The organism is Azospirillum himalayense (assembly GCF_042657465.1).
Classification (GTDB): Bacteria; Pseudomonadota; Alphaproteobacteria; order Azospirillales; family Azospirillaceae; genus Azospirillum; species Azospirillum himalayense.
Window position 1 is genome coordinate 1 of record NZ_JBHSLC010000040.1, and the last position, 22,125, is coordinate 22,125.

At 71.3% G+C, this 22,125-nt stretch carries 18 protein-coding genes; 7 read left to right on the top strand and 11 right to left on the bottom strand.

The window, feature by feature from the left end; translation table 11 throughout:
- Window positions 1–111 precede the first annotated feature (111 nt).
- Both ACFPMG_RS19200 and ACFPMG_RS19205 read left to right on the top strand, forming a co-directional pair.
- Entirely contained in the window at window positions 112–2,397 is a 2,286-nt protein-coding gene (locus ACFPMG_RS19200; protein WP_376996672.1) for an autotransporter outer membrane beta-barrel domain-containing protein, read from the top strand.
- A gap of 14 nt (window positions 2,398–2,411) precedes the next feature.
- The gene (locus tag ACFPMG_RS19205; protein ID WP_376996673.1) at window positions 2,412–2,927 is read left to right on the top strand and encodes an invasion associated locus B family protein; all 516 of its coding nucleotides are present in this window, start codon (window positions 2,412–2,414) and stop codon (window positions 2,925–2,927) included.
- On the opposite strand, the gene ACFPMG_RS19210 is transcribed toward ACFPMG_RS19205, so the two are convergent.
- The 10 genes from ACFPMG_RS19210 to ACFPMG_RS19255 form a co-directional block, all read right to left on the bottom strand.
- Entirely contained in the window at window positions 2,896–4,107 is a 1,212-nt protein-coding gene (locus ACFPMG_RS19210) for a glycosyltransferase family 9 protein (protein WP_376996674.1), read from the bottom strand. The genes ACFPMG_RS19205 and ACFPMG_RS19210 overlap by 32 nt on opposite strands.
- A 1-nt stretch (window position 4,108) precedes the next feature.
- Complete coding sequence (locus ACFPMG_RS19215) at window positions 4,109–5,689, bottom strand: tetratricopeptide repeat-containing sulfotransferase family protein (protein ID WP_376996675.1); 1,581 nt, start codon at window positions 5,687–5,689, stop codon at window positions 4,109–4,111.
- A 251-nt stretch (window positions 5,690–5,940) separates the two neighbouring features.
- Window positions 5,941–6,756, bottom strand: a complete 816-nt coding sequence (locus tag ACFPMG_RS19220; protein WP_376996676.1) for an enoyl-CoA hydratase — start codon at window positions 6,754–6,756, stop codon at window positions 5,941–5,943.
- Between the two features lie 20 nt (window positions 6,757–6,776).
- Window positions 6,777–7,859, bottom strand: coding sequence for an ABC transporter ATP-binding protein (locus ACFPMG_RS19225; protein ID WP_376996677.1), 1,083 nt, complete (start codon window positions 7,857–7,859; stop codon window positions 6,777–6,779).
- On the bottom strand, window positions 7,856–9,649 hold the full coding sequence (locus ACFPMG_RS19230; RefSeq protein ID WP_376996678.1) for an ABC transporter permease: 1,794 nt from the start codon (window positions 9,647–9,649) through the stop codon (window positions 7,856–7,858). The genes ACFPMG_RS19225 and ACFPMG_RS19230 overlap by 4 nt, the downstream gene beginning before the upstream one ends.
- A gap of 177 nt (window positions 9,650–9,826) precedes the next feature.
- Window positions 9,827–10,882, bottom strand: coding sequence for an ABC transporter substrate-binding protein (locus ACFPMG_RS19235; RefSeq protein ID WP_349620108.1), 1,056 nt, complete (start codon window positions 10,880–10,882; stop codon window positions 9,827–9,829).
- A gap of 68 nt (window positions 10,883–10,950) precedes the next feature.
- Entirely contained in the window at window positions 10,951–11,721 is a 771-nt protein-coding gene (gene fabG / locus ACFPMG_RS19240; protein WP_376996679.1) for a 3-oxoacyl-ACP reductase FabG, read from the bottom strand.
- A complete protein-coding gene (locus tag ACFPMG_RS19245) occupies window positions 11,718–12,167 on the bottom strand; it encodes a MaoC family dehydratase (RefSeq protein WP_376996680.1) in 450 nt (149 codons plus the stop codon). Before ACFPMG_RS19245 ends, fabG begins: the two co-directional genes overlap by 4 nt.
- Window positions 12,168–12,179: 12 nt before the next feature.
- Complete coding sequence (locus ACFPMG_RS19250) at window positions 12,180–12,581, bottom strand: Zn-ribbon domain-containing OB-fold protein (RefSeq protein ID WP_349620110.1); 402 nt, start codon at window positions 12,579–12,581, stop codon at window positions 12,180–12,182.
- An 8-nt stretch (window positions 12,582–12,589) separates the two neighbouring features.
- Window positions 12,590–13,756 (bottom strand): acetyl-CoA acetyltransferase, encoded by a 1,167-nt coding sequence (locus ACFPMG_RS19255; RefSeq protein ID WP_376996681.1) that lies wholly within the window; start codon window positions 13,754–13,756, stop codon window positions 12,590–12,592.
- Between the two features lie 443 nt (window positions 13,757–14,199).
- On the opposite strand from ACFPMG_RS19255, the gene ACFPMG_RS19260 reads away from it, so the two are divergent.
- From ACFPMG_RS19260 to ACFPMG_RS19275, 4 genes are all read left to right on the top strand, one after another.
- Complete coding sequence (locus ACFPMG_RS19260; protein WP_376996682.1) at window positions 14,200–15,402, top strand: CaiB/BaiF CoA transferase family protein; 1,203 nt, start codon at window positions 14,200–14,202, stop codon at window positions 15,400–15,402.
- Window positions 15,403–15,554: 152 nt separating this feature from the next.
- Window positions 15,555–16,460: a LysR substrate-binding domain-containing protein gene (locus ACFPMG_RS19265; protein ID WP_094305700.1), complete on the top strand. Its 906-nt coding sequence runs from the start codon at window positions 15,555–15,557 to the stop codon at window positions 16,458–16,460.
- A 9-nt stretch (window positions 16,461–16,469) separates the two neighbouring features.
- Window positions 16,470–17,009 (top strand): thioesterase family protein, encoded by a 540-nt coding sequence (locus tag ACFPMG_RS19270; RefSeq protein ID WP_376996683.1) that lies wholly within the window; start codon window positions 16,470–16,472, stop codon window positions 17,007–17,009.
- A 143-nt stretch (window positions 17,010–17,152) separates the two neighbouring features.
- Window positions 17,153–19,690, top strand: a complete 2,538-nt coding sequence (locus ACFPMG_RS19275; protein WP_376996684.1) for an ABC transporter permease — start codon at window positions 17,153–17,155, stop codon at window positions 19,688–19,690.
- A gap of 12 nt (window positions 19,691–19,702) precedes the next feature.
- Here the strand turns inward: ACFPMG_RS19275 and ACFPMG_RS19280 are convergent, their stop codons facing one another.
- On the bottom strand, window positions 19,703–20,761 hold the full coding sequence (locus tag ACFPMG_RS19280; RefSeq protein ID WP_376996685.1) for a serine hydrolase domain-containing protein: 1,059 nt from the start codon (window positions 20,759–20,761) through the stop codon (window positions 19,703–19,705).
- Window positions 20,762–20,908: 147 nt separating this feature from the next.
- Between ACFPMG_RS19280 and ACFPMG_RS19285 the strand changes: the two genes are divergently transcribed.
- Window positions 20,909–22,123: a putative DNA modification/repair radical SAM protein gene (locus ACFPMG_RS19285; RefSeq protein ID WP_376996686.1), complete on the top strand. Its 1,215-nt coding sequence runs from the start codon at window positions 20,909–20,911 to the stop codon at window positions 22,121–22,123.
- The last annotated feature ends 2 nt before the right edge of the window (window positions 22,124–22,125 follow it).

The following is a 22,125-nucleotide window of genomic DNA, read 5'->3' on the forward strand; positions in this document are numbered from 1 at the left end:
CCCACTCCGAACCCCGATCCCACCCCAACCCCCAACCCCGATCCCGCCCCGAACCCAGGCCCTGAACCGGCCCCGCTCCCAATTCCGACGCCCACGCCTCCGGCGACTGCTGTGATCGACACCAGCCGTCCCAGCTTCACCAACAATGACGGCGCGGTCCAGGGCAGCTCGGTCACGTTCGACGGCGGAACGCTGCGCCCAGCCTCGCCGCTGACGGTCGGCCAGTCGGTCACCGTGACCGACCGTGGCGGCACCATCACGCCGGACGGCAGCACCGTCACCCTGGCCGGCGCCGTCGGCGGCAGCGGCGCGCTGGCCGCGTCCGGCTCCGGCGCGGTGGTCGTTTCCGGCCAGCTCGCAAACGCCGGCGGCCTGTCGGTCGGCGACGGCGCAGCCCTGACCATCGCCAAGAGCGGCGTGGTCGCGGGCGGCACTCTGGCCCTGAACAACGGCGGCAGCGCCACGGTCGGCGGCGTCGTGGCCGTCCCGGTGACGGTGGCCCGCGGCGGCGCCATGACCGTCGTCGAGGGCGGCGGCGTCGGCGGCACACTGGCGGTGCAGGGCGGCACCCTGACCGTCGCCGCCTATGGCGCGGTCAACGGCGCGGTCACCGTGACCTCCGGCGGCAGCGCCACCCTGGCCGGCGCCGTCATGGCCCCGGTCACGGTGAACGACGGCACCGTCACCGTGGCGGCCACCGGCACCACCGGCGCGGTCAATGTGGGGAACGGCGGGTCGGTTTCCGTGAACGGCGTGGTTTCCGGCTCGCTGACCACCAGCGCCGGCTCGACCTTCAGCGGCGGCGGCACCGTCCGCGGCCCAGCCACGCTGTCCGGCACCCTGTCGCCTGGCAACTCTCCCGGCGTGCTGACCTTCCAGTCCGCGGTGACGCTGACCGGCACCAGTGTTCTGAACGCCGAAATCGATGGCCCCACCGCCGGCTTCGGCGCTGGCAACCACGACCAGATCCGGGTGCAGGGGGCGTCCTTCACCGCCGCCGGCACGCTGGCTCCGGTGCTGCGCGGCATCAGCGGCGACGCGACCAACGCCTACACCGCCACGCTGGGGCAAAGCTTCACCATTGTCCAGGCGGACGGCGGCGTGACCGGCGGCTTCGCCGCGGTGACGCAGCCGGTGGCGGGGCTGGAGGCCGGCACCCGCCTCGACACGCTGTACGACGCCACCACCGTCCGGCTGGTGGTCACGCCGACCAACTACGCGGTCCGCGGCGGCACGCGCAACCAGCAGGCCGCCGGCGCGGCGGTGGACGCGCTGCGTCCCGCCGCCGGAGCACGACTGGAGGGCGTCGCCGCCCCGTTGTTCAGCGGCCTCTACGGCCTGCCGGGCAGCGGCATCGCCGGGGCGCTCGACCAGTTGTCGGGCAAGCTGCACGCCGACACGCTGGCCGCCGACCGCACCAACCGCCGCCTCTTCGGCAGCGCGGTGGAAGGCCGCCTGTCGGCGCTGCGCGGCGGCGCGGCGTCCTCCTCCGGCGTCCGGCTGGCCGGTGGCGGCAACGGCACGCTCGCGGTTGGCGAGACGGGCGAGACCCGTGGGTCGGGCGGCGTGTGGGGCCAGCCGCTGGCGGCCTACAGCCGGACCGGCTCGGACGGCAACGCCGCCGGCACCACCGAGCGGATCGGCGGCTTCCTGCTGGGCGCCGACCACAGCTATGAGAACGGCGTGAACGGCGGCGTGGCGCTCGGCTATCTGCGCAACCGCGTCACCTCGCGCGACGGGCTGGGCAAGGCCGACGTGGACAGCTACCAAGCGACGCTCTACGGCTCCTGGAACCTGCGCGGCACGGCGGACAGCCCCTACATCGAAGGCGCAATCGGCTACGGCTACGCCAACTACGACGCCTCGCGCGGCATCGCCTTCGGCACGCTGGGCCAGGGCGCCAGCGGCAGTGCGGACGGCCATGATTTCTCGGTGGAGATCGCCGCCGGGCACCGCATGGCCTTCGCCGGGTCGGACAACGCCTGGATCGAGCCGCGGGCCGGCCTGCGCTTCGACCGCATCACCCGCGAGGCGTTCCGCGAGTCCGGCGGCGGCGTGGCGCTGGACGTCGAGGCGGCGGGCTGGACCGGTCTGCGCAGCGCGGTCGGCGTGCGCGCCGGCACCAGCGTGACCGTGGGCGGCTGGCGCCTGCTGCCGAACGCCGCCCTGGCGTGGGAGCATGACTTCGCCGACGCGACGGCCTCCACCACCAACCGGCTGGGCGGCGTGGCCTTCACCGCCGACGCCAGCAAGCCGGGCCGCGACGCCCTGGTGATCGGCGCCGGGCTGGGCGTGGCTCTGGACGACCGGCTGACCGCCTCCATCGACGTTCAGGACGCGATCCGCGCCCGCGAAAACACGGTGTCGGCGACCGCCGGCCTGAAGTGGAAGCTGTGAGGACCAGGACGGCGATGCGCAAGGCCATCATCACGGGGGCGCTGGCGGCGCTCCCCCTCCTCCTCGCAGGCGGGGCGACCGCCGGTGCGGTGGAGCCGGGCAAGTCCTTCGGCGACTGGCAGACCGAATGCGAGACGCCCCCCGACGGCAAGCCGCGCTGCTTCCTCTCGCAGACCCGCGTGATGGAGAACAAGGAGGCAAAGCAGGCGACCCGCATCCTCAAGGCGTCGGTGGGCTATTTCGCCCCCGACGGCAAAGGGGTGATGGTGGTGATCCTGCCGCTGGGCGTCGACCTGCGCGCCGGGGCGGCGCTGACCATCGACGACGGCAAGCCGCTGCCGATGACCTACCAACAGTGCATCCAGGACGGCTGCCTCGCCAACGCCCCGATGGACGAGGCGACGCTGACCGCGTTGCGCCGCTCCAAAGGGGCGCAGATCACCGTCCGCCCCTATGGCGGGACGCAGGCCGTGGCCTTCCCAATCTCCACCAAGGGCATCACCGAAGGGCTGGCCGCCCTGAAGCCCTGATGTTGCTTCCGGTCACCGCGGCGACGGCGCCGCGGATGGCCTCCTCCCACCGTCCGGGCGCCGGCTGCCGGTGCAGGGTGACGGTGGGATACCAAGGCGTGCCGCCACGCCCGAGCAGCCAGCGCCAATCCGGCGCGTGGGGCAGCAGCAGCGCGGTCGGACGCCCCATCGCCCCGGCCAGATGGGCAACCGCCGTATCCACGCAGACCACATGGTCGAGCCGCGCCAGCACCGCCATGGTGTCGGCGAAACTCTCCAGCTCCGGCCCCAGACCGACCAGCGGTGCCGTCCCGTAATAGCGGGCGGCCTCGGCCTGCGCCGGCCCTTTCTGGAGCGACACCAAAACCGTTTTTTCCAGCGTGAAGAATGGAGCCAACCGCGCGAGAGGCAGGGAGCGGTTGCGGTCGTTGCCATGGGTCGGGCGCCCGGCCCAAACCAGCCCGACGCGGCGGTAGCCGCGGGGCAGCAGCCCGTCCAGGCGATCCGTCCAGCGCTCCACCCGCTCCGGCTCGGCCAGCAGGCCGGGGAGCGGCGGCGGAATGCTGTCGGGCCTCGTGTCGAACAGCCCCGGCAGGCTGGACAGCGCGGCGTGGGCGGCGAAGGGAGGCGCCTCCTCCCAGTCGGTGACCGTCCGGTAACCGCCGGGAAGGGACCGGATCACCGGCCGCATGTCCGAGCTGCAGGCGACCACGAGATTGGGGCAGAGCGCCGCCGCCATCGGCAGGTAACGGGTGAACTGGATGGTGTCGCCGAAGCCCTGGTCAGCGACCAGCAGCAGGGTGCCCTCGGGCAAGGGGCGGCCATCCCAGGACTGTGCGGCGGTGTGCCCATGCCGCTCCAGAATGGCGGGCGGAATCAGCGGCGGCACGCCGGGAAGGCGCCAGCGCCATTCATATTCGCGCCACCCCTCCTCCCACTGGCCGGAGAGCAGCAACCCCTCGGCCAGTTCGAAATGCGGACCCGGCGCGTCCGGGGCGAGCCGGATGGCGCGGCGCTCGCACGATATGGCCGCCGCGATCTCCAGCCGGTCGTAGAGCGCCACCCCCAGATTGTACCAGCCCGCCGCGTCGCCGGGGTCGAGCGCGACGGCCCGGCGGCCATGGGCGGCGGCCTCGTCCAGCCGGCCGTCGCGGCGGCGGATTTCGCAGAGGTCGCTGTCGGACGGGGGCGTTGGTGGCATGCTACAGGCTGTAGCCCAGGCCGAGAATGACCGGCTCCAGGATCGGAACCGCCGGCTTCAGATGGTCCATGTAGGCGCGGTAGCGGCCGACGGAGCGGCTGTAGAGCTTTTCCGCGACCTGGGCGTGGCTGGGCGTGCGGGCGTGGCGCCGGTTCTCCTCGAAGCGCAGGCAGCGCCGGTCGAAGCCCAGCCCGAGGAAGCCCAGCAAGCGCCGCACCGCCGGTTCCGGTTCCCGGACCATATCCTCGTAGCGCAGCGGCAGGTAACGCAGCGGCATCTCCCGCCGGTAATGCTCGACCAGATCGAACATCCGCAGGACGTGGCGGGCCGCTGTCTCGACATCGTTGGCGCAATGGAAGCCGTGGGTCAGGTTGGTGCCCATCATCGACAGCACGACGTCCAGCGGGTGGCGCAGCACATGCACAACCGGCGCGCCTGGGAACATCAGCGCGATCAGGCCGAGATGCGTCTCGTTGAAGGGCATCTTGTCGGTGAACAGCGTGTGGCCGGGCTTGGCCGGAACCAGCTTGCGGGCGTGGCGCAGGTAGACGTCGCGCAGCCGCTCCAGCCCGTCGCGCTGGTCGCCCATCCACAGCTCCGACAGCGCTTCGGGATAGCCGAGCGGACTGCCCAACGTCTGCGGCAACGCCCGGACCACCGCGCCGAGCGACGGAAGCTCGTCTCCGGCGGCGATGGCCGGATGGCTGGAGAGGATCTGCTCGACCAGCGTGGTGCCGGAGCGCGGGGCACCGGCGATGAAGACCGGCTGTGGCCCGGCGGCGGGCGTGGCGGGCTGCGGCATCAGGCGCAGGCGCGGCGCCACGAAGAAGGTGGCGAGGCGCGCGATGAGGTCCACCGCCTCCTCCTCGCCGTAGCGGCGCCCAGCCTGCCGCAGCAGCGCCTTGCCGGCGGCGAAGGCGGCGAAGGCTTCGTCGTGGCGGCCCAGCCGGTCGAGAATGCGCCCCGTCTCCAGCAGCGCATCGGGGTCGGCAGCGCCATGACGGGCGGCCGAGGCGTCCAGGACGGCAAGCGCCTGCTCTCCAGCCCCTTGCCGGGCCAGCAGGGCCGCCGCGAAGGTGTCGGCGCCACGATGGCCGGGGTCGAGACGCCGGGCGCGGTCCACCAACCGTTGCGCGGCGGAGAGGTCGCGGGCGGCGTCCTCGGTCTGCGCCCAGCCGTGCCAGGTCAGGGCGATGGACGGGTGCAGCGCCGCGGCCCGGCGGTAGGTCCGCCGCGCCTCCTCCAGCCGGCCCTGCCGGTTCAGGCTCCAGGCGAGGTTGGCCACCGTCGCGGCGTCCGGCGGCGCCAGAGCCAGCGCCCGGCGGTAATGAAACTCGGCCGCCTGGGGCCGGTGGGTGTCGGCCAGCACCAGCGCCATCAGCGTGTGGGAGCGCGCGTCCTCCGGCGCCAGACGGACCGCGTTGCGGGCGTGAGGCTCGGCGTCGGCCGCACGGCCGGCCCGGAACAGCAGCCCCGCCAACTCCTGCGTCGCCGGGAGATCGTCGGGGGTGGCCCGCAACCGCCGCTCCAGCGCCGCAACGTCGGGGGCGCCGCTCGGAAGGTCGTCGGGCGTGGTCGGCATGACAGGCGGGTCCCATGGCGGCTGAACGCCCGCACGGGCGCGTGGTGCGGCGCCAGGATAGTGAAGGGTATGGATGGCGGCAAGGACATCCCCTCTCCCGTCCCGGGAGAGGGGATGGGCCCGCGCGAAGCGTGGGAAGGGTGAGGGTGCCGTCAAGAATCCGTGCCTTGATCCTCGCACGCCCCTCACCCGGCCCTGCGGGCCACCCTCTCCCGGGGCGGGAGAGGGGTTTGACGCCGCCGCGGACGCCCCTACTGCCCCACCCAGACCGGGCGGCGCTTCTCCAGGAAGGCCGCGATGCCCTCCTGATAGTCGGCGGAGAGGTAGCAGAGGCGCAGCAGGTCGGCGTCGCCGTCCGCCGGCAGCCCATGGTCGCGCCAACGGCGCAGCGCCTCGCGCGTCGTCCACAGGGTCAGCGGGGCGAGGCTCGCCAGTTCCTCGGCCAGTTCCTGGGTGCGGTCGGTGAGGTCGTCGTCCGGCACGACGCCGCGCAGGGCGCCGGCGCCGGCCAAGTCGTCGGCACTCAGCAGGCGGGCGCTGAAAATCATCTCCTTGGTCCGCGCGGTGCCGAGGATGGCGGCCAGCCGGGCGAGGTTCTTGATGCTCAGACAGTTGCCGACCGTGCGGGCGATGGGGAAACCGAAGCGCACCGACGGCGTGCCGATGCGCACGTCGCAGCAGGCGGCGAGCAGAGCCCCCTCCCCCACGCAGGCGCCGGCCAGGGCGGCGATGGTGGGAACGCGCACCGCCTCCAGCGCCATCGCCGCGGTCTCCGCGCGGTCCTCCAGGATCGTGTAGTCCTCCGGAGTCTTGACGCTTTGCAGGCAGGACAGGTCGGCGCCGGCCATGAAGGCGGGCTTGTCGCCGGCGGCCCCGGTCAGCACCAGGGCCTTCACCGCCGGGTCAGCGTCGACCTCCCGGCAAATCTCGATCAGCCGGTCCTCCATCCAGGGGGTGATGGCGTTGCGCGCCTTGGGCCGGTTGAAGATCACCCACTGGACGGCGCCGCGCCGCTCGGTCAGGATTTCGGGCAAGGCTTCGGCCTCGCCGGTCGTGGCGATGGTCATCGTTCGGAACTTTCTTGGGTTCAGGCCGCCGGCCCGAGGATCTGGCAGGAGCCGATGGGGAGAAGCGCCGTCACCACGCTGCCCGGAGCAAAGCTCTGCGCGGGCGGAATGAAGGCGCGCAGCGTCCGCCTGCCCCCCAGATCCACCAGCACGTCGCGGTACTCGCCCAGATAGGCGGAGCGCTGGACCGTGCCAGACAGCACGTTGCAGCCCTCAGCCGGCAATCCCGTCTCCTCGGCGCCGAACAGCCGGACCTGGGAGGGGCGCACGCACAGCGACACCGTCCCGCCATGCGCCGCGCCGCTGCGGTCGGGCGCGGTCAGCACATGGCTGCCGACGCGGATGGCGCCGTTGCCCTCGCTGGTCCCGGCCAGCTCGTTGTTGGCGCCGATGAAGGTGGCGACGAAGGCGTTGGACGGCCGCTCGAAGATGTCCTCCGGCGAGCCGAGCTGTTGGAGGTGGCCCGACTTCATGACGGCGATGCGGTCGGCGGTGACCAGCGCCTCCGACTGGTCGTGGGTGACGTAAACGGTGGTCAGGCCCAGCAGGTCGTGGACCTGCCGGATCTCGAAACGCATCTCCTCGCGCAGATGGGCGTCGAGGTTGGACAGCGGCTCGTCGAGCAGGAGGATGCGCGGCTCCACCGCCAGCGCGCGGGCCAGCGCCACGCGCTGCTGCTGGCCGCCCGACAGCTCCGACGGGTAGCGGTCGCGCAGCGCCTCCAGCCGGACGGTGCGCAGCGTGCGGTCCAGCCGTTCGGCGATCTCCGCCTTGGGCAGGCGGCGGATGGCGAGGCCGAAGGCGACGTTCTCCGCCACCGTCTTGTGCGGCCACACCGCGTAGTTCTGGAAGACCAGGGAAATGCCGCGCTTCTCCGGCGGCAGCACGCCGCGCGCCGAGGACAGCAGCACGTCGTCGGCCCAGATCTCGCCCTCCGTCGGCGCCTCGAAGCCGGCGAGGAGCTGAAGCGTGGTGGACTTGCCGCAGCCCGACGGGCCGAGCAGGGCCAGCAGCGTGCCGTTGGGGACCTGCAGGTCGATGCCGTGCAGCGCGGTGTAAGTGCCGAAGGACTTGCGGAGGTTCTTGATGCGGATCCCGCTCATGTGGGGAGAACTCCTTCCGCCGGGGCGGTTTTACGGCCGGATTTGCGGGACGTGCGGCGCACGGTGGTCAGGCGAGTCAGGGGACCGGCGGCCACCACCAGCGCCAGCGTGATGAGGAGGAGAAGGACGCTCATGGCGCAGACGGCCTCGTAATTGCCGCCGTCCTTGGCGTTGTAGATCAGGGTGGTCATCACGTTGGTCTTGGGCGTGATGAGGAAGACCGCCACCGACAGTTCCCGGATGATCGGGATGAAGACCAGGAACCAGCCCGACAGCAGCCCGCCGCCCATCAGCGGGATGGTGATCGACAGGAAGGTCCGCCCCTCCCCCGCGCCCAGGCTGCGCGCGGCGCGCTCCAGCTCCGGCCCGATGCCTTTGAGAATCGACCCGCCATGGGCGTAGGCGATGGGCAGGAAGGTCGCCGCGAAGGCCGCCACCAGCAGGAGCGGCGTGCCGTAGAGGTTCAGCGGCGCCCGCGTGTAGGCGGCGAAGAAGCCGACCGACATGACGATGCCGGGGATGATGATGGGAACGGTCGCCACCGCGCCGAACAGGCTGGCTCCGAAGACCATCCGCCGCTCCACGATGTACGCGACCACGGTGCCGAGCATCACGCACAGCGTCGCGGCGAGCGTCGAGAACAGCAGCGAGTTGACGATGGCGGTGTGCGTCTCCGAATTGCCGAACAGCGCCCACCAGTACCAGTGCAGCGACAGGTTCTCCCACGACAGGCCCTGGCCCCAGGCGCGGGTCAGCGACACCAGCAGCAGCGCCGCGTAGGGCAGGAACACCGAGACCAGCGGCAGCAGCAGCGCGGCGCCGAAGGCCGGCCAGCGGGCGGCGCCCAGCGCGATCCGCCGCCCCGCCCGGCTCTTGCCGGAGATGGTGACGAACTGCTTGCGGCCCAGGATGCGGCGGCGCATCCAGAACAGCATGGCGGTGACCAGCAGCAGCGGCATGCAGTAGGCGGCCGCCAGGAAGATTTCCGGCGGGAAGAGCTGGTAGAACTCGGCCAGCTTGGTCGTCACCACCGGGATGCCGGTCGGCGTCAGCAGGAACGCCGGGACGCCGAACAGCGTCAACCCCTGGATGAAGGACAGGATGAAGCTGGCGATCACCGCCGGGGTGACCAGCGGGATGGTGATGCTGAGCATGGTGCGCAGCGTGCCGGAGCCCAGCGTGGCGGCGGCGTCCTCAAGCTCCACGGCCATCTCGTCGAGCGCGCTCGACACCATGGTGAAGCTGTAGGGCACGGTGTAGATGCCGCAGATGAAGATCGCCCCGGTCATCGAGTAGATGTTCAGCAGCGGCCCGGCCTCCGCCCCGGCGAGCGAGCGCCACAGCGCGTTCAGCCAGCCGGAGTTGGGCGCGGCCAGCAGAATCCAGCCGGTCGCCCCGATGAAGGACGGCGTGACGAAGGCGGTCAGCGTCAGCACGCGGATGGTGCGGCGGAACGGCAGGTCGGTCCGCGACACCAGCCAGGCCAGGGGAACGCCGATGCCGACGGCGATCACCGCGGTCGCCACGGCCAGCAGCAGCGAATTGAACAGCGGCTCCAGCAGGTCCGCCGACTGGAAGATCCGCGCGTAGTTGCCGAGCGTCCAGGCGCCGGTCAGGTCGTCGTGGAAGCTGTTGTTGAGAACCCAGCCGAAGGGCAGGACCACCAGCAGGAAGAGAAGAAGGGCGACGGCGCCGAAGACCAGGGTCCTGGCGAGCGGCACGCGGGCCATCGCCGGGCGCGCGGTCGCCGCGGCTGCGCTGTCTGGGCTGTCCGTTGAAATGACCCCCATAGGGTCCGCCTCCATTGTCCATCAGAACCCTCTCCCGTCCCGGGAGAGGGTGCCCGCGAAGCGGGCGGGTGAGGGTACGGCCAATGATTGAATATGGTCCCATCGCCGGTACCCTCACCCTTCCCACGCTTCGCGTGGGCCCCTTCCCTCTCCCGGGACGGGAGAGGGAATCTGCGATCAGCGCACCAGTTCCTTCCACTTGGCGATGCCTTCCGCGACCTCCGGGCCGAGGTCGTCGCCGGTGTTGCGGGTCCACTTCAACTGGTCCAGCGACCGCCCCTCCGCCCAGGGCACGTCCTTGCGCAGCGTCGGCCAGTAGTTCTTCTGGAGGATCATCGACACCTCCGTGGAATAGAGGAAGTTGGTGAACAGCCGGGCGGCGTTCGGGTGCGGGGCCTTCGCCAGGATGCCGGTGACGCCCAGGTTCAGGATCGCGTCGTCGGACGGCGCCACCACGTCGATGGGGTTGCCGGCGGCCTTCTGGGTCAGCGTGTAGCTGAAGGGCGCGCCGGAGCCGACGACGCGCTCACCGGCCAGAATGTCGGTCACGGTGTCGACGTTGGACTGGCCGACCTTCGGCTTCTGCTTGCCGAAGGCGCGCAGGAAGTCGTCGCCGTACTTGCGGCGGATGGCGACCACCCAGTTCGCCACGTCGCCGGAGAAGGCCGGGCTGCCGGTGGTGATCTTGCCCTGCCACTGGTCCTCCAGCAGCGCCTGCCAGCTCTGCGGCGGGGACGGCACCTTGCCCGGCGCGTAGTTGATGCTGGTCAGGCTGATGGCGCCGACATGGAACATCTTGTCCGGGTCGAGGTTGCGGAAGGCGTCCGGGATGTGCACCCCGTCCACCGGCTCGAAGGGCGCCAGCGCGCCGATCTTCTTCAGCTCGGTGTAGTGCAGCATGTTGGTGGTGCCCAGCGAGTCGCACTCGTGGACGCCGCTCTGCAGTTCCATGCGCAGGCGGGTGTAGACGGTCTGCGAGGCCTGGCGGAGCAGGTTGACCTCGATGCCCGGATACTTCGCCTTGAAGGCGTCGCGGATCGCCTCCATCGTCTGCTGCTCGTAGGAGCCCCAGTAAAGGGTTAGGGCGCCTTCCTTCTTCGCCGCGGCATAGAGCGGGTCATCCGCCGCCGACGCGATGCGCGAGAAGGCGGTGCCGGCCAGCCCGCCGGTCACCAGGGCGGTGCCGACGAGTCCGCCGGTCTGGAGAAGGCGGCGGCGCGAGAATTCCATCATGTTGCCAATCCCTGTCTTGTTGTTGCGGTACCGCCGTTTCGGCGTCGTTCTTCGTTCTTGAGCGGAAATCAGTAGTCGCCGGTGGTCGCCCCACCGTCGGCGACGATGGTCTGGCCGGTGACGTAGGCCGCGTCGTCGGACGCCAGGAAGGCGACGACGGCGGCGATCTCCGCCGGCTTGCCCAGGCGCCCGATGGGCGTCTTCTCCAGCCATTGCGAGCGCACCGCGTCGGGCACGCCCTCGACGATGGCGGTCTCCACGACCCCCGGAGCGACGGCGTTGACCAGGATGCCGCGGCGCGCCCCTTCCAGGGCGGCGGTGCGGGTCAGCCCGACCACCCCGGCCTTGGAGGCGGAGTAGTTGGCCTGCCCGAAGGTCCCCAGAATCGCCGTGGAGGCGATGTTGACGATGCGCCCCCAGCCGCGGTCGCCGACCAGCCGGAAGGCCGTCTGGCAGCCCAGCCACGTGCCGCGCAGGTTCACGTCGATGACGGCGCTCCATTCCGCGTCGGTCATCTTGGGCAGCGAGCGGTCGCGGACGATGCCGGCGACATTGACCATGATGTCCACGCCCCGGAAGGCCTCGGGCAAGCCGGTCACGGCGGCGCCCCAGCTTTCCCGGTCGGCGACGTTCAGCGCGGTGGCGTGGGCCTGTGCCCCGTCGGCGCGCAGCGCGGCGGCGACACTCTCGGCGGTCTCGGCCCCGATGTCGGCGACGACGACCGCCGACCCTTCCGCGGCCAGCCGCTCGCAGACGGCGCGCCCGATGCCGCCGCCGCCGCCGGTGACGAAGGCGACACGGCCGGCGAGGCGGTTTGACTGTGCGGTAGCGGCACTCATGCCTGCGTCTCCTTGCGGGCGATGGAGAGCACGTCCTCGCCCTCCTGCACGGTCTCGCCGCGCTGGTTCTTCACGGTGATGGCGACGCGGACGATGCCGCGGTCGGGCTTGGAGGCGCTGGGGCGGACCTCCGCCACCTCCGCCTCGTAATGCACGGTGTCGCCGGCGAAGACCGGGCCGACGAAGCGGCGGCGCGTCTCCAGGAAGGCGAGGATCGCCCAGTCGTCGATGGCGGAGCGCAGCCCGGTGCTGAGCGAGTGGGTCAGCATGCCGTGGGCGATGGTCCGCCCGAAGCCGTTGGCCTTGGCGGCCTCGGCGTCCATGTGCAGCGGGTTGAAGTCGCCGGTCAGCCCGGCGAACCAGACGATGTGCGCCTCGGTGACGGTGACGCGCGAGGAGCGCGTCCGGTCGCCCGGCTTGATGTCGTCGAGATGGATGGCGGTCATTCTAGGGCACCCTCAGTCGGGAGTCCGCGGGCGGAACACGGGGAGGCTGGTGGTCTCGTCGAGCTGGTGGAAGGCCACGGCGAGCGGCAGCCCGGCCCGCAGATCGGCCTCCGCCACCCCCTCGACGCGGGAGAAGACGGTGACGCCCTCCTCCAGCCGGATCAGGGCGCAGACGTAGGGATCGCCGCGCTGGTTGCCGCGATGGACGACCGAATAGGTCAGCAGTTCGCCGCGCCCGCTCGCCTCGACCCACTCCGGACGGGCGTGCGGGGCATGGATGGAGTGCGCGCGCGGGTACCACTGGAAGCGCCCGGTCTCCGGACAGCGCTGGATCAGGAAGCGCCCCTCGCGCGCCGCCTCCCAGAAGGGAGCGGAGGTCTCGTCCTGGACGGGCGGGGTGGTCATGCTGGTCATCAGGCACCTTACCGGGCAAGGATGGCGGTGGCGGCGGAGCAGAAGGTGCCGCCCAGCCCATGGGCCAGGGCGATGCGGGCGTCGGGCACCTGAACGCCCGGCCCCTCGCCGCGCAGCTGACGGACGCTCTCGATCAGGGTGAAGATGCCGCGCTTGCCGGGATGGTTGGAGGACAGACCGCCGCCGTCGGTGTTGGTGGGCAGGCTGCCGCCCAGCGTCAGGTTGCCGTCCGCGACGAAGGCGCCGCTCTCCCCCCGGGCGCAGAAGCCCAGATCCTCCAGCGCCAGCATCGGCGTGATGGTGAAGGCGTCGTAGATCTGCGCCACGTCGATCTCGCCGGGGGTCAGCCCCGCCATGGCGAAGGCGCGCGGGCCGGACAGCGCCGCCGGGGTGGTCAGGTCGTCGGGAATCTGGCTGTTCTGGGTGCGCGCCACGGCGGCCCCATAGCCGACCAGATGGACCGGCGGCTTCTTCAGGTCGCGCGCCCGCTCCCGGCTGGTCATCACCACGGCGCCGCCGCCGTCGGTCACCACGCAGCAGTCCAGCCGGTGCAGCGGCGACGCGATCATCGGCGAAGCCAGCACGTCGTCCACCGTGATCGGCTTGCGCAGCCGGGCGTCGGGATTCTTCGCGGCGTGCTCGCGGAAGGTCACGGCCACCTGGGCAAGCTGTTCCGGCGTGGTGCCATAGAGGTCCATATGGCGACGGGCGAACAGGCCGTAGGTGGAAATCAGCGTCGGCGCGTAGGGAATCTCGTACTGGCCAGGGCCGGCGGGGAAGACGAAGGGGTCGAAGGACGGGCTGCTCAGCGGCCACCAGCGCGGGCAGGCGGCGTAGCTGATGACCACGACCTCGGCCAGCCCGGTGGCGATGGCCGCCGCCGCCTGTCCGGCCTGGAGGATGTAGGAGCAGCCGCCGACGTCGGTGCTGTTCACGTAGGTCGGCGCGATCCCGATGTATTCGGCCAGTTCGACCACATCCATGGTGCTGCCGCCCTCGGCCCAGTCGCCGGAGGCCGCGCACAGCCCGTCCACGTCCTTCAGCGTCAGCCCGGCGTCGTCCAGCGCGCCGAGGATGCATTCCATCTGAAGGGCGAAGGGGTGGACGCGCGGCGCATCCCGGCGGGGCGATTCAAAAACGCCGGCGATGGCCGCCTTTCCCGAAAGATCGATCACGCGCGGGTTGTCCTTTCCTGGTTGTGGAAGGCCGCGCATCGCTGCCGCGACGCGCGCCGAGCGGCTTCAGTGGACAGGCGATGAGAGTAAAGAGACCGCCCGTCTCGGAAATCATGAAGACTATCCGATGACCGGCAGAGATTTCGATCAGGCCGATCCGCTCCCGGCAAGATCAAGACTACCGGACACAGTTCGTGTCACAAGCAGAAAAAACGATGCGGTCCGGTGCACGGAACGCACCAATGTCACACCGCGTGGATCGGCGGAACGGTGCCTTCCATGCACCGGATTGGGCCAAACTAAGCGATTGTTTTCCGGCCGCCATGGCGCAAGCCTTTGGGTATCGCATTCCCGCCGCCGCCCTGGACCGGACCGGTTTCCAGCCGGGCGCGCGGCCCCGCCCGGACCGCCTGCGCGGCGTCCGGCCATCCGAAGGATCATGCATGCTCAACACCGATACGCAACGCCGCGAAGGCCCCCTGGCCGGCGTGCGCGTGGTCGATCTCACGCACATGTTGGCCGGCCCCTACAGCACGTGGCTGCTCGGTGCGCTGGGGGCGGAGGTCATCAAGATCGAGCGTCCCGGCAAGGGCGATTTCACTCGCATCATTGCCCCCTTCAGCGAGGAGGAGAGCATTTACTTCCTCAGCGTCAACCGCAACAAGCGGAGTCTGACGCTCAACTTGAAGGAGGAAAAGGGGAAGGAGATTTTCAAAAAAATCGTCGCCACCTGCGACGTGCTGGTGGAGAACAACCGGGCCGGGGCGATGGACCGGCTGGGGCTGGGCTACAACGATCTGAAGGCGGTGAATCCGCGGCTGGTCTACGCTTCGATCTCCGGCTTCGGGCAGGACGGCCCCTATCGCCACCGGCCCTGCTTCGACGTGGTGGCCCAGGCGATGTCCGGGATGATGAGCATCACCGGCGAGCCGGGCGGCGATCCCTGCCGGGTCGGCGCGTCGATCGGCGACATCGGGTCGAGCCTGTTCGCCGCCGTCGGCATCCTTGCCGCCCTGCAGAAGCGGGCGAGCACCGGCGAGGGCAGCTTCATCGACGTGGCGATGCTCGATTGCCAGCTCGCCCTGATGGAGAACGCCATCGCCCGTTTCCTGAACGCCGGGGAGACGCCGCGGGCGCTGGGCAGCCGCCACCCGCTGATCGCCCCCTTCCAGGCCTTCCCCACCGCCGACAAGCCCATCGCCATCTGCGTCGACACCAACGAGCAGTGGGACCGGATGTGCCACGCCATGGGGCTGGAGCATCTGCTGTCCGACCCGCGCTTCCCCACCGGCTCGGCCCGCAACGCCAACCATGCGGAGTTGGAGCCGCTGCTGCGCGAGGTCTTCCTCACCCGCGGGCGCGACGCCTGGCTGGACGCCATGGAGGACGCCGACGTGCCGGCCAGCCCGATCAACAGCGTGCCGGACGCGCTGAACGACCCCCAGGTGGTCCACCGCAAGATGGTCGTGGAGGTGCCGGAAGGCTCGGGCAAGCGCTTCGCCGCCGTGCCGATCACCATGCCGGAGGCTCCCCTGCCCGCCGAAAGCCCGGCGCCGCGGCTGGGCGAGCACACCGACGCCATCCTGGCGGATCTCGGCTTCAGCCCCGACGAGATCGGCGCCTTCCGTCGCGACGCGGTGGTGTGATGGCGGGCGGCGCGGGGGGAGAGCGGCGGGTGGCGGGCGGCGAAGGGGCGCGTGCGGTGCTGGCGGAAATGTTCCATACTGCTGCCGGAATCACTGCCGCCGGGATCGCTCCCAGCCTCACCCCGGCTTCCGTCCACAGCCCAAAGGTCCGCATGGCGCGCCGCCTTCCGCCCCTTCTCGCCCTCCGCGCCTTCGACATCTTCGCCCGTCAGGGCACGGTGCGGGCCGCCGCCGACGAGCTGGCGGTGTCCCACACGGTGGTGTCGCGCCACATCCAGAATCTGGAGCAGGCGGTGGGGGTGAAGCTGGTGGCGAAGTCGGGGCGCGGCCTGTCCCTGACCCGCGAGGGCATCCGCTACGCCGCCCAGCTCCGCCGCGCCTTCGACCTGATCGGCGAGGCGAGCAACGAGCTGCGCAACGGCGGGATGGAGGCGGTGCACATCTGCTGCCTCGCCGGGCTGGCGTCGCGCTGCCTGCTCGCCCGCCTGCCGGAGTTGGAGGAAGCGCTGACCGGGCGGGAGGTGATCCTTCAGCCGACCTCGACCCGCCCCGACTTCAGCCGGGAGGAGGCCGACGCCGAGATCATGTATCTTGAGGACGGCGGCTCCGTCGCCGACGGGCTGCGCTCGGAGATGTTCGCGCGGCCGCGCATCCTCGCCATCGCCAGCCCGGAGTTCAAGGCGCGCTACCCCGACGTGCGCACGCCCGCCGACCTCGTCGGCCTGCCGCTGATCCACGAGCAGTCCACCGGCATGTGGGAAGCCTGGCTGGAGGAGGCCGGCATCGCCGACATCCCCCGGCTGCGCGGCCCCCGGCTGTGGCAGGCGCATCTGACCATCGAGGCGGCCCGGCTGGGACGCGGGGTGGCGCTGGTCAGCGACCTGCTGGTGACCGAGCCGCTGGCCAACGGCGAGCTGGTGGAGATGGTGGACAGCAACGTGACCATCGGCGGCTATTACTTCATCGCCCCGGTCCACCGCTGGAACACGCCGGTCATCTCCGCCATCCGGCAATGGCTGCGCGGCGTCTTCCCGCCGGACCAGACCTCCACCCTCTAAGGCACTTCCATGACTCAGGACCACGCCCTGCCGCCGGACATCCTGCTGTCCGGCGTGCACACCGTCGACGAGAGCTGGATCGACCTCTACGGCCACATGAACATGGTGCGCTACGTCGCCCTGTTCGACGAGGTCGGCTACGCCCTGATGGAACAATGGGGGCTGGGCGAGACCTACACGCGGGACGAGGGGCTCGGCCTGTTCGTCGTCGACGTGGCGGTGCATTACCGGCGGGAGCTGCGCGCCGGCACACCCCTTCACGTAGCCCTGCGCCTGCTCGACGCCGACGACAAGCGGCTGCTGAGCCTGCTGGAGATCCGGCGGGCCGACAACGGCACGGTCGCGGCGACCATGGAACAGCTCTCGATCCATGTCGATCTCGGCACCCGCAAGGTGACGCCCTTCCCGCCCGCCCTGGCGGAGCGCCTGCGTGCCCTAGCGGCGGTCCAGTCCGCCCATCCCATGCCGGCCCGTCACCGGCGACGGCTGCATCTGGCGCCCAACCCCTCTCCCGCCCCGGGAGAGGGTGGCGCCGAAGGCGCCGGGTGAGGGTCGTGCGAGGATCAGGGCGCTGATTCTCGGCTTTACCCTCACCCTTCCCACGCTTCGCGTGGGCCCCTTCCCTCTCCCGGGACGGGAGAGGGGCGTCGTAGGCAACGGAACCGGTTGCCGGCCGGCGGAACCTTCACGATATGTCCGCCATGACTCATCTGCGCATCGCGTTGCGGCTGGCTTGGCGGGACCTGCGGGGCGGCGTCGCCGGACTTTGGATCGTCATCCTGGGGGTGGCGCTGGGGACCGCCATGATGGCCGCCGTCGGCTCGCTCAGCGGCGGCGTGCTGGACGGAATGCGGGCCACCGCGCGCGAGGCGGTCGGCGGCGATCTGTCCCTGCGCCTGTTCCACGCCCCGGCGACGCCGGAGCAGCGGGCCGTCCTCGACACGATGGGCAGGGTCGGCGAGACCGCGGAACTGCGACCCGTCGCCTCGACGGTGACCGGCAGCGCCCGCGCCCTGATCGAGTTGAAGGCGATCGAAGAAAGCTACCCGCTGGTCGGCACGGCGGCGGTGTCCGGCGCCGCGTCCCTCGCCGAGGCGCTGGCCCAGCGGGACGGGCGATGGGGAGCGGCGGTGTCCGCCGACCTCCTCGACGCGCTGGCGCTGGGCGTCGGCGACCGGCTGCGGCTCGGAACGGCCGAGGTCGCGATCCGCGCCGTTCTGAAACATGAGCCGGACCGTGCTTTCCGCGCCTTCTCCCTTGGCCCGCGTGTCGTCATCGACCGCCGGGCGCTGGACGAAACGGGCCTCGCGGCGCCGGGGATGCCCGTCTACTGGTATTATCGCCTCCTCCTGCCGGAAACGGCCCGCTCCGACGAAGTCCTGCGCGATCTGGAACGCCGCTTTCCCGACGCCGGATGGCGGATCGTCGACGCCGCCCACGGCATTCCGGGCGTGGACCGCACCGTTCATTTCGCCCGCGCGCTGTTCCTTCTCGGGTCGCTGTCCATCCTGCTGATCGGCGGTGTCGGCGTCAGCCGGGCGCTGTCGGCGCACCTCGCCCGGCGGCTGCCGGTCCTGGCGACACTGAAGGCTGTGGGCGGATCGCCGCGCCTGCTCTTCACCGCCTTCCTGATCCAGACGCTGGCGGTGGTCGGCGTGGCGCTGCTGATTGGCCTGGGCACCGGCGCCCTGCTGGCTGCCATGGCCGTGAGCGCGCTGCCTCTCGACTGGATGCCGGAGACGGGCGGCGCCGTCGATCCGGCGGCCATGCTGTTGGCGGGAGCGGTCGGGCTGCTGGCGGCCCTGCTCTGCGCCGTGCCGCCACTGGCCCGCGCCGCCGAAACCAGCCCCGCCGCGATCTGGCGGGGGGCGGTGGATGGCTTGTCCCCGTTGGGCTGGCGGACCCGTGGCGCCGTCGCTCTGCTCGGGCTGGCGCTCGCCGGTCTGCTCGCCGCCTGGACGGGCATGCCGCTTGCGGTCGCCGGCTTTCTGCTCGTCGCCGGGCTGGTGTGGGCGGCGTTCGCGCTGCTGGGGCGGGGGCTCGCCGGGGCGGCCCGCAGACTGGCGCGCGGGCGGCGGGCGGCGGTCCGGCTGGCCGTCGCCAACCTCGGGCGGCCCGGCGCGCCGACGGTCCCGGTGGCCGTCGCGCTGGGCATCGGCCTGACCCTGCTGGTGGCGGTCGGTGTTGTCGGACGGTCGGCGACCGGCCATGTCGCGGCGACGCTGCCGACGCAGACGCCCTCCGTCATCGTGTTGAACGTTCCACCGCCGGACGGCATCGGCTTGAGCAAGCGCCTGTCCGCCCTGCCCGGCGTCGGGCGGGTCGAGACGGCACCCTTCCTCCACGCCCGGATAAGCCGCCTCAACGGCGCCGCCATCACCGAGGCGGACGTCCCGCGTTCCGTCGGCTGGGCGGTGCGCGGCGACCGCGGCCTGTCCTGGCGCGACCGCCCCGCCGCCACCGACCGGATCGTCGCGGGGAGTTGGTGGCCCAAGGGCTATACCGGCCCGCCGCTCGCCTCGCTGGACGCGCAGGTCGCCCGCCGGCTGGGGCTGGCGCTGGGCGACAGCCTAACGCTGGCCCTGGCGGGCGGCCCGGTGACCGCGACGGTCGCCAATCTCCGGCGCATCGACTGGACGCGGCTCGACCTGGACTTCCCGGTGCTCCTCTCCCCCTTCCCCGAACCGCCGCCGCACAGCCTTGTTGCCGCCGTCTGGTCGCCGCCCGAAGCGGTTCCCGCAGTGGAAGAGGCGGTGGTGCGGGCGATCCCGCAAGCCCCCACGATCCGCGTGGCGGAGGTTCTGGACACGCTCGGTTCGACCGTCCAGACCGTGCGCGGGCTTCTCGACGGCCTGTCCGCCGTCGCCCTCGGCGCGGCGGCCGTGGTCCTTCTCGGCGCCATCGCCAGCAGCGCCCGGCGGCGGCTTCAAGAGATGGCGATCCTGCACGCCCTCGGGGTCGGGCGGCGTTCGATGGTCCAGGCGGTGGTGCTGGAATTCGTCCTCCTGGGCGCCGCGGTCGCCGCGGTCGCGGTGCCGCTCGGCTGGGCCGGCGGCGCGGCGGTGGTCGCCAGCCTTGCCGACGGCGCGCCCCTCCCCGGAGGCGCTGTTCCCCTGGCCGCCTTCCTCGGCACCGTCGCCGCGATGGCAGCAGTCGGGGCCGTGCTGGTGGCTTGGCTGCCGCGACGGAACGTGATGCGGCGGTTGCACAGCGATGCGCTGTCCGCCTGACCCGCCGGTCGGTCAGGCCATTTCCGCCGCCGGGATGATCGCGTCGGTCAGCAGGGCGTTGAGAAGGCCGACATGACCGTCCGACCGCGCCGGCCGGCTGGGGTCGGAGGTGACGACGACGGTCAGCCCCAGGCCGGGCACCAGATAGAGCATCTGCCCGCCGTAGCCGCGCGCGTAGGCGATGCGATACCCCTTCGCCTCGGCGAGAAACCAGCCGTACCCGTACTCGTCGCCGGAGAAGGGAGAGCGCGTGCGCGGCACCCACGACGCCTCCACCCAGGCGACGCTGATGACCGTTTGTCCGTTCCACAGGCCGCCTTGCCGCCACAACTCGCCGAAGCGGAAGAGGTCGAGCGGCGACAGCGCCATGTTGTTGCCGCCGAGATAGAAGCCCTGCGGGTCGCGCGTCCAGGACGGCACCTCGATTCCCAGCGGCTCGCCCAGCCACTCCCGCGCCAAGTCAAGCAGGCTGCGCCCCGACGCGCTGGACAGCGCCGCGCCCAGCAGATGGTAGCTCCCGGTCGAGTACAGCATCCGAGCGCCCGGCTCGGTGACGAAGGGGCGGCGCAGCGCGTCGACGACCCAATTGCGGCTGTTGATCCAGCGGCCGTAGCCCGGCCCGGAGGTCGGCTCCAGACCGGCCTGCATGGTCAGAAGGTCGGCGATGGTGATCCGCCGCACCCGCGGATCGACGCCTGCCGGAACCAGTCCCGGCGCCGCCTCGGCCAACGGCACATCGACGCCGCGAAGGACTCCGCGGTCGATGGCGATGCCGGCGAGCGAGGCGGCGATGGTTTTGGACACCGACTTGACGTTGACGGCGCGGTTCACCGCCGGCCCCCGGAAGGCCTCCGCCGACACCACCGTGCCGTTCCGCCCGATGACCAGCGCGTGGATCTGGTCGAGCCCCGCCGCCCGTTTGATCGCGCGGTCCAGCAATGCCGGGTCGAACGCGGTCCCGGCCGCGGGTTGGGCAGCAAGCAGAGGGCGCGTCAGGGCGCAGCCAAGGGACGCGGCGGTGGCGGAGAGGACGGTGCGACGGCCGAGCCGGTGCGGCGGATTCCTGGTCATCCCGGATATGTGGTCCCGCTTCGCTGCCATCCAAGATTGCCACAGAGACCCTGATCGGACTTTGTCCCACCCAGCGCCGCACACGCCGCTTGCCTCCTCACCCCATGGGAACATATTAAGAACACGCAAGCACCGTGGGATGGGACGATGGACGACGCCTTGATCGAGAAGCTCGGCATTCTGGCCGATGCGGCGAAATACGACGCCTCCTGTGCCTCGTCCGGCGCCAAGCCGCGCAGCGGCGGCAAGGAGGGGCTGGGCTCGACGACCGGCGCCGGCATCTGTCACGCCTACACGCCGGACGGGCGCTGCGTCTCGCTCCTGAAGATCCTGCTGACCAACCATTGCCTGTTCGACTGCGTGTACTGCATCAACCGGCGCTCCTCCAACGTCCGCCGCGCCCGCTTCACGGTGGAGGAGGTGGTGGAACTGACCCTGGGCTTCTACAAGCGCAACTGCATCGAGGGGCTGTTCCTATCCTCCGGCATCATCCGCTCGCCGGACCACACGATGGAGCAGATGATGCTGGTGGCGCGGACCCTGCGGCGCGACCACGGCTTCGCCGGCTACATCCACCTGAAGACCATCCCTGAGGCCAGCCCCTGGCTGATCGAGCAGGCCGGACTGTGGGCGGACCGCCTGTCGATCAACCTCGAACTCCCCTCCGACCACAGCCTGAAGGCCTTCGCGCCGGAGAAGAACGGCGGCACGATCAAGGCGGTGATGGGGCAGGTCAACGAGCGCATCGTCGAGGCCAAGGAGGAACGCCGCCGCTTCTCCCCCGCCGGCCAGAGCACCCAGCTCATCGTCGGCGCCGACGACGCCACCGACCGCTCGGTCCTGGAGACCAGCGGCACGCTCTACCAGCGCTACGGGCTGCGCCGCGTCTACTATTCGGCCTTCAGCCCGATCCCGGAGGCCAGCTCGGTGCTGCCGGTCAAGCCGCCGCCCCTGCAGCGGGAGAACCGGCTGTATCAGGCCGACTGGCTGCTGCGCTATTACGGCTTCACGGTGGAGGAGATCGCGTCCGGTGGCGAGGGCGGGATGCTCGACCTCAGCATCGACCCCAAGCTGGCTTGGGCGCTGAAGAACCGGGAGCGTTTCCCGGTCGACGTCAACCACGCCGACCGCGAGATGCTGCTGCGGGTGCCGGGGCTGGGTGCGCGCGCCGTCGACAAGATCCTGTCGGCGCGCCGCCACACCCGCCTGCGCATGGAGGATCTGGGGCGGCTGTCGAGCGGGCTGCGCCGCGCCCGCCCCTTCCTGATCGCCGCCGATTACCACCCCGTGGGCGGGCTGACCGACCGGCTGGACCTGCGCCAGCGCTTGGTCACACCGTCCAGCCAGCTGAGCCTGTTCTGACG